The sequence below is a fragment of the Chroococcidiopsis sp. CCALA 051 genome, from assembly GCF_003015105.1.
GTDB classification, from domain to species: Bacteria; Cyanobacteriota; Cyanobacteriia; order Cyanobacteriales; family Chroococcidiopsidaceae; genus Chroococcidiopsis; species Chroococcidiopsis thermalis.
Map to the genome: position 1 here is coordinate 17,644 of NZ_PYCI01000010.1, position 18,406 is coordinate 36,049.

The window sequence follows — 18,406 nt, forward strand, 5'->3', positions numbered from 1 at the left end:
ATCGAATCAAAACCTGCGATGTATTGATCCTAACCCCTCACCCCTCACCCCTCATTTATGCAACAACCAAAATATCAACCTAAAAAAACTGCCCCCGTGCAGTACTTTTTCAGAAATTTCAATTCGGAAGCTGGTAAGGTTGCCCCTGGTTGGGGTACAACACCGTTAATGGTAGGTTTAATGCTGTTGTTTTTCTTGTTTTTATTAATCATTTTGGAGCTTGCCAACGCCTCACTTATGGTTCGAGGTATTCATGTAGGTTGGTAGAAACTCGGATAGATCGCCTTGCTGCGATCGCATCAAAATTTTTGAGTTTGAGGTAGTTTCATGCATCACATCTATTATCTTGCCTACGGTGAAGGGCAATTCGCCTCAACTGCAACCGGAGTTTTATTCGGTTTATTAGCAGCTTTTTTATTGTGCGTTCTCTTAATTGTGTACGCATCGAGTACGTATCCCGCAGATCGCCGTTAGCATCGGTGCGATCGCCTGGTTCAGACAAAAAACCTGACTTGACAAGAATCCAGGTTCAAAATCCTTAATGTTTCAAAAGTCCGCACCAGCGGACTTTGTTTGTTTCTTCGTATCAGACTATACCCGACAAAGTACAATTAAGGCAGACTGTCAATTACCCGACGCTAACCAACGGTCGAGCGCGGGCTTGTATCTGAACTCCACCTCAATTCAGAGTATCTAGAAAGACGCTCTGCTTTGGCTTCACCGCTCGACACATCAGGGCATACTGACAAGATACCCGTTCTTTCCCAGTCTTGCCGAGAAAGAAGCGTTCTTAGTGTTATGTTCCGCGCAGCCACCAAATCAGCATGAAGCTCAAAGTTACAACATTCGCATCGAAAAATTAACCCTTTATTTGGTCTATTGTTGTCGCTAACGTGACCGCATTTAAAGCACCCTTTACTGGTATAGTTAGCATCAACTTTAATTGCCAGACTTCCAGCAAAAACCGCTTTATAGTCAATAAATGAGTGTAATTCGGCAAACGACCATTTGGCTTGTTTTCTATTAGCTTTTCTTTGCTTCTTCGATGCTTTTTTACCTCTCTTTTTTGGTTTAGTCCTGTCTCTAATATGAGTTAAATCTTCCAAACCAAACAGAGTATTAGGAGTAACTACTGAAGCGCTGAGTTGGTGGTTGACATCAGCAGTAAACCGTCTCTCTCTTCCCGATACTAGCGTCAATCTTCTAGTAGCAGAACGAGTGCCTTTCCGCTGGAGGATTTTTCGTACTCTTTGATACTGATTTGCTTTGTGTATTGTCTCCTTGCCAGAAAAGAATTGGGTTTTGTTCTGTACGTCAGTGGTGACAGCTAAAAATCTTCTGCCAACGTCTACACCAACCACTCTACTTAGTTCTGTCGGCTCTAATTCTGGTAATTCCAGTTCACAACTTACTAATAAATAGTAAGTTTTTGACGATTTGGAGTAGTAAATTTTGGCTCCACCTATCTTGCAGCCACTCTTAATTAATTCCAGATGCTTACTGTATCCAGAGTAATTAATAGTAATCCGACCTTGTAAGCTAATGATACTAACTTGCCGATTCGGTTTAAAAGTGAAATCCCTTAAATAGTTAAGATTGCAAGTCCTAGAAACAAATTTAGGAGCTTCATACCAACCCTTAAATCTCTTTTTTGTTCTCCCCTTGCGGATAGCCTCTTCATTTTGTCTGAGCTTGGTTAGCAGCCCTTTATAAGTTGCGCCAACCTGCCTTGGCACATTGCAAGCCATCTGGGAAGGAAGACCAAATCGCGAACGTAAATCTTGGTAAACTAATTTCTGAATCTTAGTTCCGTTAGAAGATTTACCATTCTCAAAATTAATCTGTGAAGTATAGTTCAAGGCATCTCGATAAGCCAAAGAAACTTCTCTCAACAGTTCTTTCTGTTCGGGATTTGTTTCTAATTTCAGCTTAGCTGTAATGACTTGTAACATTAATAGTTTCACGAAAATTGTATTTATTGTAATATCGTGAAGCTCGTTCCTAAGTCAATACCCTGTCTGCAATTCCTCCCTGCGCTAAGCTACGCTATAGTGAGGGACTCCTTACAGTTGAAGTTGAAATAGTGGAGTATGCCAATGTCTGATGCGATTAAAGCTTACAACTCCATGTCTGAGTTTTATGCATCAATGGGTGGAACCCTAAAACAAGACGTTGATTTTACGATTCATCAGCTTGAGCTAGTTCATAGCAATGTGCCGATCGAGTCTCCCCTATTTCGCGCTAACTATTACTCGATCTTGCTCATTCGTAAAGGACGGGGTCGCTACATTCTTGACGGTCAATCTTACGAAACAAAGGACAGGACGATTTACTTTACTAATCCCGGTCACGTTAAGGGATTTAAGATTCACGAACTATCGCATGGCTACGTGATTACGTTTTCAGAAACATTTCTGAAGCAATACGTCCATGAAAATATTTTTGATGATTTTCCGTTTTTAATTGCTGAGATTGTGCCACCTCACTATCCCGATCGCGAAGTTTTTCAAATTTTTGACGATTTGGGAACGCAACTTTTACAAGAATACCAATCGGATTCTGCCTACAAATTCAAAATTATTGGCAGTTTGACAGTTGTACTGCTATTCAAAATTAAAGAGCAGTTTTGGAATACCTATAATCCTTTGGCTGAATCGCAAACGGGTTCAGAGATTGTCATGACATTCAAGCGCAACCTGGAAGCTCATTTTCGCGATCTTGCAATGGGTAAACTCGATCGCCCATATCGAGTGCAGGACTTTGCCCAAGCGCAGCATCTTCACCCTGGTTATTTCAGTACGGTGATTAAAAGCAAAACGGGTAAATCTGTCAACGCTTGGATGATTGAAAAAACTCTATCCGAAGCCCAAGCAATGCTGTCAAGATCGACTGAATCCGTGCAGGAGATTGCCTTTCGACTTGGCTTTAACGATGCAGCATACTTTTCTCGCTTCTTTAAAAAACATACTGCGACCACTCCTTCTAGCTTTCGCCAGAGTTTAAAAGCTTGACGATTCAGCATTCCACGCCAAGAGACTAGCTGCTTTGTTTTGCCTGAAAATCGCGCTAGCTTGAGATAAATCCCATGCGATCGAGGGGGAAGAAACGGAATACGGCACGACCGATAATATTCTGTTGAGGTAAAAAGCCCCAAACGTGAGAGTCGTTACTATCGTTGCGGTTGTCTCCCATGACGAAGTAAGATTCTGCTGGAACTTGGACTGAGTTGAGTTGATAGGCAGGCGGTTCGGCAATATAATCTTCCGAGAGCGATCGCCCGTTAAGATAAACTCGACCGTTCTTCACGCTGACGGTATCCCCAGGTTGACCGATAACTCGTTTAATAAAAACTTGGTTTTTCTGATAACCCATGCTTTGCAACTGTGCAGGTGGTTCAAACACTACAATGTCGCCTGTTTCAGCCGGGTGAAACCAATACGAGACTTTTTCGACTACCAAGCGATCGCCTGTATGTAAGGTGGGTATCATCGAATCTGAGGGAATATAGCGCGGTTCCGCCACAAAAATGCGAATTATCAGCGCCATAACTAGAGCGATCGCAACTAGGCGAATATTTTCCTGCTGCGATCGCCATAGTCGCAACCATCCAGATGCTTCTGATGTTTTTATTTCTTGAGTTGTCGTTGCTGGATCTGGCGAATTAGTTTTCTGAGATGTCATAAACCATACAGTGAATTGTGAGTCGTGAGTTGCGGGTAGTTATTAGCTCTTTTTATAAATAACCATAATACCTTTATTTAGTTGGCTAGTTATTACTTATGTCACTTTATCTGCGAGCAAATTTAAGTGATTTTTTATACCAAAGTTCGTTGCTTGTTGTAGTTGAAAAATAGACTTCGATCGTAAAAAGTAATTTTTATGACAGAAATATTTGTATCGACTACATCGGTAGCCAAAAATACCAAATCTACATTATGGTACAGGTGGCAATAAACTCAGAAATGCCAAGCTGAGCTATGAATTTCTAGATTTCTAGCACGACAGCTAAAGCAAAGGAGACAGTAAAATATGCTCAAACAGTTTTTGACAGGTGGTTCTGTTCTCGCCCTATTGCTCGTAGGCGGTTTCTCAGCTCAAGCAAAGCCACAATCCTCAGTCCTATTACAAGCTCAAACCCAGGAAGTACCTACGACTCCCGATAGTCAAACAACTCCACCCGCAGGGATTGAGCCTGGTACAAGCCCAGAAGGAACGACTACACCGGATACGACTGTACCCGATGCAACTACACCCGATGCAACTACACCCGATGCAACTACACCCGATGCAACTAGCCCCGCGCCAGGTACGAGTCCAGAGGGAACGACTACGCCTGACGTAACTCCTGATGCAGGTACGCCCGAAACCACAAGTCCTGATGCTACGACTAGCCCCGATGCTAGCGATACGTCTACCCCTGAATCGCAAACCTCAACTTCCGGCTCTAACACCGATAGAGCTGGAATATTTTGCGAGTCCAATCAAATTCCAGAACCAACTGGAGGAGGTTCGAGAGAATTTCGTGAATGCCAGCAATAGCAGCGTGCGGTAAGGCTTGCGTCTAGATATGCAATTGTAAAGGGCAGGAGACAGAAGAAATCTTTTTCAGATTCTGCCTCTTGCTTTTTTTAGCGCTGCAACCAACGCCAGCAAGGAATAAGGATGTAGTGGCTAATCCCCAGACAGCAACTAGAGATCGCGGCGATCGCGCCAAAAAAGGTAGCATACAACTGAAGCTCAAACCAACTTGGTTGCGGGCTAAGATGAAAAATTAGGGCTGGGAAAAGATTGAGCCGAACGAGAATAGTAAACACGATCGCCGTACTAACAGCAGCAACGGTGGCATGAAAAAAGCGATGACGGCGCAAACCCAAGCCAGAGACGAGAAAGGCGATCGCCACGCAAACAGTTGCAGGCAAGCTCCAAATTCCCATGTAAGGCGTAATTAAAGTCCAACACAACCAGCCCAAAACATAACCACTAGCACCTAGCAAAGCAGAGATGAAATAGCGCCGTCGTTGGTCAAAAACTCCTAGTGCGGTCAATCCCAACGCTGTAAATAACCCCGCAGAGGCAAACACGATCGATTCTGCTTCTGTGGCAATTTGAGAGTCTGTCATCAGTTGGGGTAGGTATTCTACTAGAAAGCTATTGACTGCGATTCCCAGGGGAGAAAAATAACCAAAGATAAAGCCGATACTAGTTCCAACAACAGCCGCGATCGCGCTCCACACAATTGCTCGGATAGTATCTATTCCAGCGTGTCCTACTTGGGTAGTCAATTGCCATAGAGAACGAGTTATATTTGTTAGGCTTCTACCGATCTTGGTAACAAATGGTATAGACGCAAAGCGGCTTGTCGATAGTCTGCGCTGAGTTGCTTGTCGTAGAGTATGCGATCCCTGGGGGGCAGTATTGTGAGTTTGAAAGGTTGATGGCGGCGATTGCTTCCTAATTGTTTCAGCGAACAAATTCGTCGTTCGCGCAGCAATCTGATGCATTTGATTCACAAGTTGGGGCGATCGCTGTTTGCTAATTTGCGCTAAGCGGTGAGTTAAGTAGGTAGCTATGAGTTGCGATCGCTTCCAGCCATTCAAACTCAGTTGATGAATCGCTTGATATACAGATGGTTGCGTTTCGATCGGCGGATTTTGTAATAACCTTTGTTCGATCGCTGTAGCACTAGTTGGACGCAGGCGGGCATCTTCCTGCACTAATTCATCTAGGAGATCGGCAAATGATGAGCTAACTTGGACTAAGTGTCTCCAACTCAGCTCTTTGGTTACGGGATCTTCCAACTCAGAGGGAGGCTGACCAGTGAGTAATTCAATTGTCGTTCTACCCAAAGCATAGAAATCGGCGGCTGGTTCCACATCCCGTCCCGAAGATTGTTCTGGAGGGCTGTAGCCAGGGGAATAGAGACGAGTTGAGCTTTCTGCGGCTGACACGGAATGCTGACGCGATCGCCTTTTTTTGGCTCCACCAAAATCGATCAATACTAGTCGATTTGTTTCTTGACGTAGCATTAAATTTGAGGGTTTCAGGTCGCGGTGGATGATCTGCCTACTATGCAATACCTGTAAAATTTCTAAAGCTTGTCCGAACCAATCTCGAACCATTTCTTCTGGACAACCTCGGTCGTACTTGTCGAGGATAGCCTCTAAAGTTTGACCATCGATTTTTTCCATGACCAGACAAAATAGATCCCGCTTGGAATTGCTGGCGGGTATGTGAAAATAGCCGTCTGGCTCGACTCTAGGAACCCCAGGATGGTTGAGGCTGGTTAAAATTGCCGCTTCCTGCTGAAATAATTGTCTTGCTTTAGCGCCATTTTCTAGCAAAATCTTCAACACCCGTTCGGTCTGAGTTTGCAGATCCCAAATGCTGTAAATTACAGAAAATCCACCCGTTCCTAATTTTTTGAGTGGAATATAACGCTCTCGCAACGCGATCGCCGCGCCGCAAGTCGTACAAAACTTGTTTCCCCCTGCTTGGACGTGTGGATGCTGGGGGTCACTAGGATTGATACAGAGAGTAACGCTAGGCTGATAAGGCACAATCAGCTGTGGATGCAGGCTTTATAGATTTTACATTAGTCAGTTATCAGTTTTACGAGTTTTACAGGCAGCGATCGCATCATTTCCCAATTCTTCCCTAATTTAGATTTGACTGTAGAACGAATTATGGGTTTTGGCGCAGGAATTTAAAACTGTGTGTTTTGTTCATGCCAAAAGAGTTACCTCGATAGTCACCAGAAGATCGTCTTCCTTTTTGCAGACATTATAATTGCGACATTAAAAATATTTTTAACGTTATCTCTGAATTCCGAATTCCGAATTCCGAATTCCGAATTTTCCCATCCCTATCTTTGGATAGAGTGCGATCGCAGTTATATAAGTTGAATTAGAGAATATAGGGGTTGACTTTTTTAACAACAAGAATTTGTACTTAGTGACGGGAGAAATAGCGAATATGGATGCCATGAAAATGGACAAAATGAACATGGCAGAGCGTTATTGCGCTCTAGTTCTTGGAATTACTTTTTTAATTCTCGGTATTGCTGGCTTTATTCCAGCTTTCGTTCACCTACCTGGAACCAACGCCTCATACGTTCCACCAGATGTTGCAACAGGAGCTTATTCTGCCGGATTTGGCTATTTATTTGGGGCATTTCCTACCAATTTCTTACACAATTTAGTCCATTGTGCTGTAGGAATTTTTGGGATTGCTTCCTATACCAGTGCAAGTAGTGCGCGGGTATTTAACCGCTTTTTTGCCGTTTCCTACATCTTAATTGCTCTTTTAGGAGTCATTCCTGCGACCAACACAGTATTTGGGTTGATGCCAATTTTTGGTGGCAACGTTTTGCTGAACGGTTTAACAGCAGTTGCTGCTTTATATTACGGCATTATTTTACCTGCAAAAGTCAATGATGTTGGAGTAGCACGAAATATTTAGTAGAGACACAAAATTTTGTATTTCTACAATTGCGATTCAAAAAAGAGAACAATTTTAGCTAACGCCCTTTGCCATAAAGGGCGTTTTTTCCATTCCCTGAAACTGACTTGTTTGGATTTAGCAAATCCTTGTAAAAATATTTTTTCAACGTGCTTGACTAAGCAAATATCAGAAGTAGAAATATCTAACTCGTCATTATGAAAAAAACTACGCGGGTCGAAATTAGCACTGCCAGTACTGAGCCAACAACTATCTAATAACAATGCCTTAGCGTGCATCATACTGGGTTGATATTCATAAATTTCTATGCCCGCAGCGAGTAGGTCGCGATATTGTTCGCAGGAAGCAAAATAGACAAATCTTTTGTCTGAGCGAATTCCATTCGTGAATATTTTGACATCAACCCCCCGTTTTTTGGCATCAACTAGCGCAATGCGGATATTTTTATCGGCAAGAAAATAGGGGCTAGCAATCCAAACCTGCTGTCTGGCAGCATGAATGCTAACTTGAAATAAAGCTTTAACTGATGCAGAACGATAGGAAGGATCGTCGCCTGCGGTGACGAGAATTGTCGGGTTGCTCGACGCTCCCAGATGGGAAACTGTAGTCGATAAGTCAGCAGTACCATGCACGTAAGTCCAGTGTTGCATGAACATACCTTCTAACACGGCGACAACTTCGCCTTCTAGCCGCGTTTCAAAGTCGTACCAAGGATGAGTTCCTCGAATATTATCTCTGCCATCCCAATAGTCGGAGACACCTGCACCACCAATTAAGGCAAATTCGCCATCAATAATTAATAGCTTGCGGTGACTGCGGGCAAAATAATCAATGGGCGATCGCCAGTTAAAATCATTGAAGAACCTGACTTCGACTCCAGCAGCTTTCAGTCGTCTCCAGTAACGCTGCGGTAAAGTTTTGACCCCATACTTATCGACAATGACTTGTACATTAACACCTGCCTGCGCTTTTTCGGCGATCGCGGCGGCGAAATCGTTCGCCCTGTACCCGGGAGTCATGAAAAATGTCTCGAAGTGAATCGTATGTTTGGCGCTACGGACGGCTTCTAGTCGTGCAGCATTGATTTCTTCTGCTTCCAGCCAAAAATCTGTCGAGCGCCCGCTGGTAATGACAGAGTTAGATAAGCTAGCTAGGGCGAGGGAAAAGCGTGCATCTTGAGGTGCGGGAACATTTTGAACTTTGTACTCAATGCGATCGCGAAATGTGCCTCGAAAATATAGAATTACGAAGACACCGATAATGGCGGTTAAACAGCCACCACCAATCCACCATAATAGCGGGAAAAGTTGGGTCATTGGTCATTGGTCATTGGTCATTTGTTGTGGATAAACGCAATCCTAATCGAGTATAAAAAAATGCTATCAGACTTAGCCTGGTAGCAATGAAGATTATCTAGCTGTATCTGATTTGAGCGATCGCTTATTCCGCATTCTTGGGCGGTTCTGTGATGTTGGAACTCAACTCTTCCATACCTTTGACTACGAAATTAGCCATTTGCTCTTGTCCCATAGATTTGAGGGAATTGAAGACTTGCATCGCTTCCGCTGAAGGGCTGTAATCGCTGGGAATGGCAACGATTCCATTTCCTAGTTTTTGTGCAAAAAGATACCAAACTGCCAACTTAGATTCAGGATTTAGCTTGCCATATTCCCCTGTAGGAACTTCTGATTTACCTTGGAGCAATTCAGGCAGTGCCTTAGCAGGATTAGGATCGAGCATAGTTTCGTTTTGGTCTGTTTTGTTGGCTGGCAACAAATCGCGTAGAGCATTTATTTGCTCCTCAGAAGACATTTTTTGCACGCTTCCGACGATGCTTTGAACATCACTAGAGCTTGTTGGTAAACTATCTGCTGGGATCGAACCAGAAATTTCTTTGTAGATTAAAGCCATTACTCCTAGCTGATCGTCGATATCTAAGCTCGTAAATTGTTTTGCTAGTGGCTTGAGATCGTTAACATTTGTAGATGCCATGTTTACCTCTTTGCTGTTATTTTTGATTTGTAATTTCGTTCCAGAATCTTTTGAGGCGCGAAATTTCGCGCCCCCTTATCTCTATACTTCTGCACCTTGCTTAGGTTCAGCGCCCATCGGCGATACATAGTCGCGAAATAGAGTAATTTGTTGCTCGAACTCTATCCCTTCGAGCTGGTTTAATATCTCTTTTGACTCACTGGAAAGCTCGTAGTTTGGAGGCATAGGGCTGATGACATTGCTATCCATTCCTTGAGCCAGACGATACCAAAACAGTAGTTTAGTCGTATCGCTCATTGAGCCATACATCCGCGTGTACTCGTTATCAGCCTTATTAATTAAGTCCCGTTGGAATTGTAGTTGTTCTTCGTGAGACTTTTCTTTAATTTGGTTAAATAAACCTTCGGCTATATCGGCAGATGCAGTGCTAGCTCCTGGGGCGGCTGGGGTGATAGAATCACCCATTTTCTTGTAAATGAAGTAGAACAAAGCTAATTGATCGTCTACATTTAATTTTTGAATTGAAGCAACAAGTTGACTGAGATTCTGGTCGTTGCTTTGAGTAAATGTCATATTAACTCCTTCTAAACTTCTTCGGCTAAACTTATCTTTGCTGTTAGCAGATTATGACTAACCTTTTGCACAGTAACAAAGATTTTTAACTTGCTTAAACCTACTGAAGATAGAAGTAGAAAACCTGACTACAGGCAGAGGAAAAATCAAATCTATCGAGAGTTAGGCAGTCGATCTCTTCCCAACTCCTTTTTGAAGGCAGGATGATTTTATACAAGAGAGGACAAAACCCAATACTTCTCGGTTAGATTACATAGCCCTTGGAGATCCCCCCAACCCCCCCTATTAAGGGGGGCTAGGGGGGATCGAATTTTAACCGAGAAGTGTCGGGACAAAACCCCCTTTTTAAGGGGGCTGGGAGATCGGCAAGATCTTGTCATTCCTAACCGAGATCTATCTTGGATTTGCCCTACTATACGGAAGCATCCAACTGCTGTTGAGATACCCAAGTTCCGTGAAAGCCATAAGGTACGCGCTGAGGAATTAATACCCGCGCCACAGGATCGCTACTCAAATCTTGGGCATTTAGCACCAATAATTCAGAAGTTCCTGCATCAGTATCGTAGACGTAGGTAACTAACCACCCATCATCCTCTATAGTCGCATCAGGACGAGGAACAAACACAGCCTCACCACCGTAACGTCCTTTACCGTACTCGTAGGTTTGAGAATAACCTGCTTGAAAGTCGTATTTGATCGAACCGTCAAACAAAGGTAGAGGTGTAGGAGCCATTTTTCCTACATAACCATAGCGGGTTTTGCGCCCTAACAAATTTTCGTTAACGCGGGGAAACTCTCCTGATACGTCATCTAGCATTTCCTCCCGCACGGTTCCGGTGCTAAGATTGAACCGCCAACTATGCAAACGGGGAATATCGCCATCAGGATCGCGCTGTTCTGGCTGCGTCACAAAGACATTAGTAGAACTCATGCGACAGGCAATTAGCACTACTTCGTCTCCCTCCTCGTAAGCATTGAGGGTATGGAAGACATAGCAGGAAGGAGATTCAAACCAACGAATACTGTCACTGTCGCCATGATGGGGGAGAATACCAAAACGGCTGGGGCGATCGCGTTCAAACATTAACCCAAGTTCGCCACGCTGCATCCGTGCGGGGTTAAAAGTCATCGGCAGATCCATAAATATCGTGTAATTGGCAGTGATGGCAAAGTCGTGCATCATCACCCCCATCGGCAATTCTATCGGTATCGTGCGCAATAACTCGCCTTGTGGAGAAACAATACTGTATTTGACAAACGGCGGAGCAAACGAGTAACCAAAAAACATCATCTCGCCCGTCACTGGATCGACTTTAGGATGGGCAGTAAAAGCAGAAGCTAACTTACCGTTATAGGTATACTCGCCCTTCGTCTCTAACTGGGAAACCTCGATCGCGTGGGGCGCACCTCCTTCCCAAGTGGCTAGAAGTTGCCCTGCGTGCCATACCAAGGCAGTATTCGCAGCGTTCTTGTAGCCGTTGCTGTCAGGTTGAGGTGGTTCCAATAAGCCACTCCACACGGCTTTACCTGCTTTTTGCTCAATTTCAAAGCCTCGCGTTCTGACGTAGCGGTTGCGATAGCTAGCTTTGCCTTGACGAATTTGGACTCCGTGCAACATCCCATCTCCATCAAACCAGTGATACTGTCCGATGGGCGTCCACTGAGGATTGGGACCATTGCGCACGAACATCCCTGATAAATCGGTAGGGAGTTCGCCAATCACCTTAAGCGGATCGGAAGTCATCTCTTCACGCACGGGCGCAAAGTTACCCTCAAGAAAGGGATTAACTGCTGTTGTTGTTTCCATTCTGCCTATTCTGTATACGCCATCGCACTTTTTTCAATATAGGCGCGATCGCGGCGATCGGCTATGCGAGCAATTACTTCAAGTCTAATAATCCCTGTTCTTTGAGCTTAGGATTAAACCGTAATTGCATTTGCAAACCGCGAGTTTGTAATTGGGATGAAATTTCTGCTTCAACTCGTCTTGCCGCAGTTTTTAAAATTTTTATTTGAGCCAATTCATCACCATCTGCTAAACTTTTTTGTTCTTCAGGTGTCAGCGATAATTTAGCATCAATTGGTTGAGTCCATATAGTTTCATCAGCACCATTTCCAGGGGGAACCGATCCATTTTCCTCAATCCACTCCTGGCGAATATTTTCCAAGACTGACCGACTGGGACGGTCGATGGTTTGTATTTTCAGCCAATAACACTTTTGCGGTTGGCGGACGAGATGCTGTTGCAAACTGAGATAAACATCGCGAGAATACCCGATATATTGCAGTACCTTGTCCGAGTCAAAAATTGCATAGACTCCTACTTTACCTTGGTACTGTGCTGGTAATTGACCGTCTGTATCGATATATGGAATTGCTTCTAAATCTGTGAGAGGGGTCATTGATAATTGGTAATTGGTAATTGGTAATTGGTAATAGCTCCCCTGCCCCTCTACCCCTCTACTGAAGTACCTCCACCTAGAAGTACTATCTCATATTTTTACCTAGTGTTACTATGCTTTTTAAGACTGCACTAAAAAGAAGCTAGTGCGTTGGCGGGGTTTCCCCACTTATAGCATCTGGCGTTGCATACGCCACATCCCACGGCTGGCAGGGCGTAGGCTTTGCTTCCTATCCTGTAAGGGTAGCTCTGAAGGGGACTGATGCAGGAGGAATCCAACCTATTTCCTAGCGGGCAGGTACGCTTAAGCTCTGTGTGGATGGAGTGATAGTCTATTTGCGTCGATCGTCTTTTAACCTCAAGTAACCCAAACTTAAAAAATAGTACTAGCGTCCTAGTAGACTGAACCTATAGAACGCTTTTGTGAGCTGGACTCCTTAAGGCGACACCCGGATTTGAACCGGGGGATAAAGGTTTTGCAGACCTCTGCCTTACCACTTGGCTATGTCGCCGACATCTTCGCAGGCAATATATTATATCACTTTTTAGAACTTTGGATCTACTGGTGGTTTGGTATTGTGCCAGAAAGTGACGAGATCTCAGTCGGGCAAGCAAGAGCCGCCGCATCAACCTCGTCTACCTTACCGTAAGGATCGAGCCTTACGCAACTTTTGACGCAATTTTGAATTCAGGAAATTTTTACCTCATCAGCATAGCTGTGCCAGCGAACAAAGTAAAATGGTCCCGCCACTGAACCCCATACGTGTTCGTCAGTTTCGGGGTCGCGTCCGCGATCGCGACTGATAAATTTATCGCCATCAATTTCAAATTCGCTGTCGAGATAGGTAGTTTTACCTTTACGCACGACCATACAGCACTTACCTGGTTCAACTGTACCTTTGAAGCCATTGTCTACCCATTGGACAATCATGTTACATCCTGGTAGCTTTTCCAGGCGATCGCTTGATAATGCTTGCAGACGTTTTAGATCGCGGGATGCACCGTGAAATTCTTCTTCTTGCTTAATGGTGTAATTTTCAATTTCAATGCGATCGCCTGCCTGCAATAACTTTAAGACTCTTACCCGATATGGGTTGCCGAGCATGTAATCATAGGCTTGTTCTACGTAAAAGCTAACCCCAGATAATAGATTCAGGGGAAGGGGACGCATACAAACGCGAATATGGGCAAAAAAAGGAGGGTTTTCAAAAGCTTGCGCTTGATTGCTAAAATCAGCTGCCATCCAGCGAGCTAGTGTCTCAATATCCGTAGAATGGGTCATTAGTAGAAATTACTCGAAAGCCAACGACTTACTATTGCCAGTATTTTAAAACTTCCTATGTCTCAAAAGTTAAAAGTCAGAAGTCAAAAGTCAAAACAGGAGCCAGAAAAGAGAGTGGTGCGTGGTTTTTCTCCCTCAGCTCCCCCAGCTTCCTCAGCTCTGTTGTCCCTACTCCCTATTCTTTGCATTCTCTGGTTGTGCAGTAGCGTCCCTAGTTTGGCGCAGAATCGTTAACCAGAACCAGAGCAACAAGAGCAAGAATTCTATAATCCTCTAGAGATTACGACTCCAGATCCGCTACTACCTCAACTTATCCGTCCCCTATCGACTTCAGAAAAGCTAAGACTCAGAGCTGCATTGGATAAATTAAACCAGCAAGCAACTGCCAGCTTCGCCGCAGGGAATACGGAAAAAGCATTTGCGATTTGGAGTCGAGAGCTAAGGCTGAGAAGATTTTTGGGGATTACGGAAGAAATTCCAGCTTTGGGGAGAGTAGGAGAGATTGCTTGGCAAGAAAACCGCCGTTTAGAGTTGAATGCAATTACGCGGAGATTGCAGGAAATTGGGCAGCAAATTCAAGTTTTACCACCAGATAAACAGAAAAAGGAAGATCGGCAGCAATCTCAAGTCTTCATTTCACCTAACTTAGAAGTATTGAATAGTTTAGGGATAGCGTTCCAACAGGTGCGCGAACCAAAAAGCGCGATCGCGGTTTATGAGAGGATTTTGGCTATTCATCGTCAACAGAAAGATGCCGTTGCAGTAGAAACTACTCTAAGAACGATCGCCGAATTACATCTGAGCTGGTTTAACTACCCTCCAGCCGCAGCTGCATACGAACAACTATTACAAAATGCCACCCAGCGGGGCGATCGCCTAGAGGTGATTAATTACTTACAACAGTTGAATTATATCTACGAACAAGCCAGACAATACCAGCAAGCACTAGCAGTTCAAAAAAGGTTAGGAGTAATCTACCAGGAACAACAACAAAACGATTTATTACCTGCTTTACAGTTAGATATTGGTGCAAACTATGAAGCAATTGGGCAGTTGAAACAAGCTTTTACTACTTATCAACAAGCTTATACTACTGCCTGGGAATTGCAACAATATGCCCAAGCTAGCAATGCACTACGTCAAATGGTTCGACTTTATCGCTCTCAACAACAAGTTGATGCTGCTTTGCAAACTAGTCAGATTCTTTTGGAAAGCGATCGCCTTGCCGCTAATTTTTATGGCATGATGAATACTTACGACCAAATTGGGCAAATTAATCTTGCTCGCGGTAATTACGATCGAGCTTTAACTGCATTTCAACAAGGTTTAGAACTGGCACAACAGTTGAAATATCAACAAGATTACTTTACCCAACAGATTCAACAAATTAATCGACAACGGACTAATTAAAGTTTTACAAAGTAGGATTTTGGATCGCGCAAAGACGAGCCAGTGCGTTGCGGAGCCAGCGCCGTGCGGGGGTTTCCCCCGTTGAGGAGGCAGCGCGTTGCGGGGGTTCCCCCCGTTGTAGCGACTGCCGTGCGACTGGCGTGGGGTTTCCCCCGTTGTAGCAACTGGCGTGCAAAGACGCAAAGCGGCTTCTTGAAGAGTAGGCGCAAATGAAGATCGCGCTGGGATATTCTGTCTGCGATCGCAACTTGGTGTGATGATATTGTCATGGCTAAGACTTAATACTTGAATGAACTTTATTTCTGAAACAAACCTATTTTTTTGCCAATGATTCTATCTAGCCATCGAGCGGGTAAAGCGGTAGGAATTATCCAATCTAGTAAAAGATTAGGGACGATCGCATATTTAGTTTTCGGTTTGGGAGTTTCAAAAACTTTGCGAATAAATTTACCAAAAACCTCTGGAGGATAACCTTTTTTGCCTTGTTGGACGAAATGCTTTTGAAAAGTCGTTACTGATTCCGCATAATCAGTAGTCAGATATTTGCTAACATCTTGGGCTGATTCTTTATCCCAAATTGCCGTGCTAACTGCTCCAGGCGCAATAATAATTACGTCTATACCATATAATTGTAATTCTCGGCGTAAGCTATGGGAAATTCCTTCAAAGGCGTGTTTGCTACCAACATAAGCACCAAGAAAAGGAACGGCTAATTTTCCCAACACAGAACTGATATTAATAATTCTACCCGATTGTTTGTCATTGTGATTTGCTCTGGCTCCCAATAAAGGTAAAAAAGCTTGAGTTACGGCAATTTGACTGACAACATTAACTTCAAGCTGCAACCGAATTTCTTCGAGTGGTTGATGCATTAAAGTACCACTCGTAGCCATTCCTGCATTATTGATTAATCCACTCAAATTGCGATCGCCAAGAATTTTTTCTACTTGGCAAGCCGCAGATCGTACAGCGTCTATATCAGTAATATCAAAAATCAGCGGCGTGAAATTATCCCCTAAGTCAGCTTGTAGCCTGGTAGCATCGGCTTCTCGTCGCACGCTACCAAATACGTGATAGCCATGAGTCACAAATTCTTTTGCTGCACCAAACCCAATCCCTGTAGAAACTCCTGTAATGACGATAGATTTCATTTATGCTTCCGAATCAGCAGACGATCGCTTCCAGCATATAGCAATCCACATTGATTTGTGAATGTTTCCCGTGTAGAGACGTTACATGTAACGTCTCTACACGGTCTCATAATAGTCTCCCAACTTTCCTTTTTAAGGGAGGAAACTATTGCCCCCTTTTTAAGGGGTTTAGGGGATCTTCTTCGCAGTCAAAAAGTAAATTAGCATCAGCGGTCGACTACAAAATTGTCGGAATTTCCTTCAAATACACTCGGCTAAATGGTTCATCTACACCCAAAGTATATTGTTCGAGTAATCCCTGACGGCGAATTGAAACACGATCTCCCTGCTTGATGATTATAGTAGAATCCTCAAAAACATCTCGCGCCAACATCATTTCAATTCCTGTGGGATTATCTAAAACAACCATATTACTGCCGTAATAAAACATTCCTTGAGTTGCTAAAACATCTTCTTCATACTCAACTATTAATAGATCGAGTTTGGGATTGCGCAACAAATTTTGAACGTTTGTATTGTAATCTCGATGCAAAATCTTTTCGGCACGATTGATATAAACGCCATCTCGACACGCAGCACCAATCACCCAATCGGGGTGGTGAGATAAAATTTGGTCGATAGTTGTTTGTAGTTCCGCCACTCTAATTCGGTTAAAGGTAACTATCGGTATCCTCGCTTCAGTTCCTCCGTCAAAAAAGGTTTCTAAAATCTTTTCAGGTACGTCAACGCTCTCGCCTACGGCGGGGTTAAGGTGCATAAAAATCCCAGGCGCAGCATTAATTTCGAGAATGCTAAAGCTGCTATCTTTCCAAGATTTTGCCAAATCTTCAGAAATGACATCGATTCCCAAACAAGTGAGGCGAAAATGCTGGGCGACATCTTGCGCCAGAATCATATTATCAGGATGAACTGTAGGTGTGGCATCAATACTTACACCACCAGAGGAAAGGTTGGCAACTTTACGCAAATACACTCTCCGTCCCTCTTTAATAACGCTGTCAAGAGATAAGCCTTGCTCCTCCAAATACATATCCATTGCTTCATCGAGCTGGATTTTACTCATGGCAGAAGTTGGCGTGTCTCTACGTGCATCAGAACGGTTTTCGCGATCGATCAGTTCTGAAATTGTTGAATATCCATCCCCAACTACTGAAGCGGGACGGCGTTCTGTTGCCGCGACAAATCGACCGTTGACGCACAGCAAGCGGAAATCAGCACCAGAAATACTTTTTTCGACAATGATCCGAATTGGCTGTTCTTCTGGAACTGCTTTGACAGCGCGATTAAAAGCAGCTCTTAGCTCCTCAGAGTCTCTGACATCGGCGGTTACGCCAATCCCTTTATGACCGACAACAGGCTTGATGGCGACGGGATAGCCAATATCCTCGGCTGCATCTAAAGCTCCCTCGCGACTAGTGACGATTTCTCCGCCTGGAACTGGAAAGCCAAGGGTGGCTAGAAAAGCTTTACAGTCATCTTTACGGGTGGTAAAGTCCGAGTCTATATGGCTGTCGCCGTCAAATGTGGTTGCTATGCCACGCACTTGCTTGCGACCGTAGCCGTATTGCATCAGTCCTTCATCCCACAAATAAAAAGCAGGAATACCTTTTTCGTTAGCTTTGCGCAAGAGTGAGTAGACGGTAGGACCACCATAAACAGACCGACGAAAGATATTTTGTAGATTACGCATCTGTTCTTCAAAGGCAATTTCTTCGTCTAATGTCATAGCTTCAAACCAATCCCAGACGAAGTAAATGACCGATCGCGTCGTTCTAGTATGGAGCGACTGAACGCTAATTCTTGCCCCTCGTTCTAACGGTTTTACGTTCCAACAGTGGAAGTGCAAACCCATATCTAGTTTGCTAACTTCTGATAATGTTCGTGCAAACAAATGAGCGTGAGATTCGTATTTTTCCTCGCGCAAGTGGGGATAGCGATCGCTAATTTTTTCTACGTAATTTTCTATTGATAGCGGCTCTTGATATCCCGTCAAAGCAAAGTCAAAAGTACATGCTGCCGTATTTAGCTCGGGATTAGAGCCAATGTAATGTTTGAAGTTGAATAGATCGAAAATATCGGTCTTTCTAGCATTAACGCGCACGACATCAGTACTTGTATCTATTACCATTTTTATCCTCC

The 18,406-nt window shown here is 43.9% G+C and carries 18 protein-coding genes and 1 tRNA gene; 6 read left to right on the forward strand and 13 right to left on the reverse strand.

The window, feature by feature from the left end:
- Positions 1–57: 57 nt before the first annotated feature.
- Positions 58–267 carry a photosystem II reaction center phosphoprotein PsbH gene (gene psbH, locus C7Y66_RS03790; protein ID WP_015153122.1) on the forward strand — a complete coding sequence of 70 codons (210 nt, stop codon included), beginning with the start codon at positions 58–60 and terminating at the stop codon, positions 265–267.
- Positions 268–327: 60 nt separating this feature from the next.
- Positions 328–474 carry a hypothetical protein gene (locus tag C7Y66_RS31580; RefSeq protein WP_199197231.1) on the forward strand — a complete coding sequence of 49 codons (147 nt, stop codon included), beginning with the start codon at positions 328–330 and terminating at the stop codon, positions 472–474.
- Between the two features lie 164 nt (positions 475–638).
- On the opposite strand, the gene C7Y66_RS03795 is transcribed toward C7Y66_RS31580, so the two are convergent.
- The gene (locus C7Y66_RS03795; RefSeq protein ID WP_106544531.1) at positions 639–1,952 is read right to left on the reverse strand and encodes an RNA-guided endonuclease TnpB family protein; all 1,314 of its coding nucleotides are present in this window, start codon (positions 1,950–1,952) and stop codon (positions 639–641) included.
- Positions 1,953–2,096: 144 nt separating this feature from the next.
- Between C7Y66_RS03795 and C7Y66_RS03800 the strand changes: the two genes are divergently transcribed.
- The gene (locus C7Y66_RS03800) at positions 2,097–3,011 is read left to right on the forward strand and encodes an AraC family transcriptional regulator (RefSeq protein ID WP_015153124.1); all 915 of its coding nucleotides are present in this window, start codon (positions 2,097–2,099) and stop codon (positions 3,009–3,011) included.
- Positions 3,012–3,066: 55 nt separating this feature from the next.
- Here C7Y66_RS03800 and lepB read toward each other — a convergent pair whose 3' ends face one another.
- On the reverse strand, positions 3,067–3,681 hold the full coding sequence (gene lepB / locus C7Y66_RS03805) for a signal peptidase I (RefSeq protein WP_106544532.1): 615 nt from the start codon (positions 3,679–3,681) through the stop codon (positions 3,067–3,069).
- A 348-nt stretch (positions 3,682–4,029) separates the two neighbouring features.
- Between lepB and C7Y66_RS03810 the strand changes: the two genes are divergently transcribed.
- Positions 4,030–4,539, forward strand: a complete 510-nt coding sequence (locus C7Y66_RS03810; RefSeq protein WP_106544533.1) for a hypothetical protein — start codon at positions 4,030–4,032, stop codon at positions 4,537–4,539.
- 89 nt (positions 4,540–4,628) lie between these two features.
- Here the strand turns inward: C7Y66_RS03810 and C7Y66_RS03815 are convergent, their stop codons facing one another.
- Positions 4,629–6,557, reverse strand: a complete 1,929-nt coding sequence (locus C7Y66_RS03815) for a serine/threonine-protein kinase (RefSeq protein WP_199197233.1) — start codon at positions 6,555–6,557, stop codon at positions 4,629–4,631.
- Positions 6,558–6,972: 415 nt separating this feature from the next.
- Here C7Y66_RS03815 and C7Y66_RS03820 point away from each other — a divergent pair, with 415 nt between their 5' ends.
- Positions 6,973–7,458, forward strand: a complete 486-nt coding sequence (locus C7Y66_RS03820; RefSeq protein WP_015153128.1) for a DUF4383 domain-containing protein — start codon at positions 6,973–6,975, stop codon at positions 7,456–7,458.
- A 23-nt stretch (positions 7,459–7,481) separates the two neighbouring features.
- Here C7Y66_RS03820 and C7Y66_RS03825 read toward each other — a convergent pair whose 3' ends face one another.
- The 7 genes from C7Y66_RS03825 to C7Y66_RS03855 all read right to left on the reverse strand — a co-directional run bounded on the left by C7Y66_RS03825 (position 7,482) and on the right by C7Y66_RS03855 (position 13,706).
- Complete coding sequence (locus tag C7Y66_RS03825; RefSeq protein WP_106544535.1) at positions 7,482–8,774, reverse strand: phosphatidylserine/phosphatidylglycerophosphate/cardiolipin synthase family protein; 1,293 nt, start codon at positions 8,772–8,774, stop codon at positions 7,482–7,484.
- A 124-nt stretch (positions 8,775–8,898) separates the two neighbouring features.
- Entirely contained in the window at positions 8,899–9,450 is a 552-nt protein-coding gene (locus tag C7Y66_RS03830) for an orange carotenoid protein N-terminal domain-containing protein (RefSeq protein WP_106544536.1), read from the reverse strand.
- 81 nt (positions 9,451–9,531) lie between these two features.
- Positions 9,532–10,023: an orange carotenoid protein N-terminal domain-containing protein gene (locus C7Y66_RS03835; RefSeq protein ID WP_106544537.1), complete on the reverse strand. Its 492-nt coding sequence runs from the start codon at positions 10,021–10,023 to the stop codon at positions 9,532–9,534.
- Positions 10,024–10,435: 412 nt separating this feature from the next.
- Positions 10,436–11,830 carry a carotenoid oxygenase family protein gene (locus C7Y66_RS03840; protein ID WP_106544538.1) on the reverse strand — a complete coding sequence of 465 codons (1,395 nt, stop codon included), beginning with the start codon at positions 11,828–11,830 and terminating at the stop codon, positions 10,436–10,438.
- A gap of 73 nt (positions 11,831–11,903) precedes the next feature.
- Positions 11,904–12,425: a GIY-YIG nuclease family protein gene (locus C7Y66_RS03845; protein ID WP_106544539.1), complete on the reverse strand. Its 522-nt coding sequence runs from the start codon at positions 12,423–12,425 to the stop codon at positions 11,904–11,906.
- 439 nt (positions 12,426–12,864) lie between these two features.
- Positions 12,865–12,936, reverse strand: a tRNA-Cys gene (locus tag C7Y66_RS03850).
- A 176-nt stretch (positions 12,937–13,112) separates the two neighbouring features.
- Positions 13,113–13,706, reverse strand: a complete 594-nt coding sequence (locus tag C7Y66_RS03855; protein ID WP_015153142.1) for a chromophore lyase CpcT/CpeT — start codon at positions 13,704–13,706, stop codon at positions 13,113–13,115.
- A 357-nt stretch (positions 13,707–14,063) separates the two neighbouring features.
- Between C7Y66_RS03855 and C7Y66_RS03860 the strand changes: the two genes are divergently transcribed.
- Entirely contained in the window at positions 14,064–15,116 is a 1,053-nt protein-coding gene (locus C7Y66_RS03860; protein WP_199197234.1) for a lipopolysaccharide assembly protein LapB, read from the forward strand.
- On the opposite strand, the gene C7Y66_RS03865 is transcribed toward C7Y66_RS03860, so the two are convergent.
- From C7Y66_RS03865 to C7Y66_RS03875, 3 genes are all read right to left on the reverse strand, one after another.
- A complete protein-coding gene (locus C7Y66_RS03865) occupies positions 15,113–15,385 on the reverse strand; it encodes a hypothetical protein (protein WP_106544540.1) in 273 nt (90 codons plus the stop codon). The genes C7Y66_RS03860 and C7Y66_RS03865 overlap by 4 nt on opposite strands.
- 27 nt (positions 15,386–15,412) lie before the next feature.
- Positions 15,413–16,267 (reverse strand): SDR family oxidoreductase, encoded by an 855-nt coding sequence (locus C7Y66_RS03870; protein WP_106544541.1) that lies wholly within the window; start codon positions 16,265–16,267, stop codon positions 15,413–15,415.
- A gap of 217 nt (positions 16,268–16,484) precedes the next feature.
- Positions 16,485–18,395 (reverse strand): acetate--CoA ligase family protein, encoded by a 1,911-nt coding sequence (locus tag C7Y66_RS03875; protein WP_106544542.1) that lies wholly within the window; start codon positions 18,393–18,395, stop codon positions 16,485–16,487.
- Positions 18,396–18,406 lie beyond the last annotated feature (11 nt).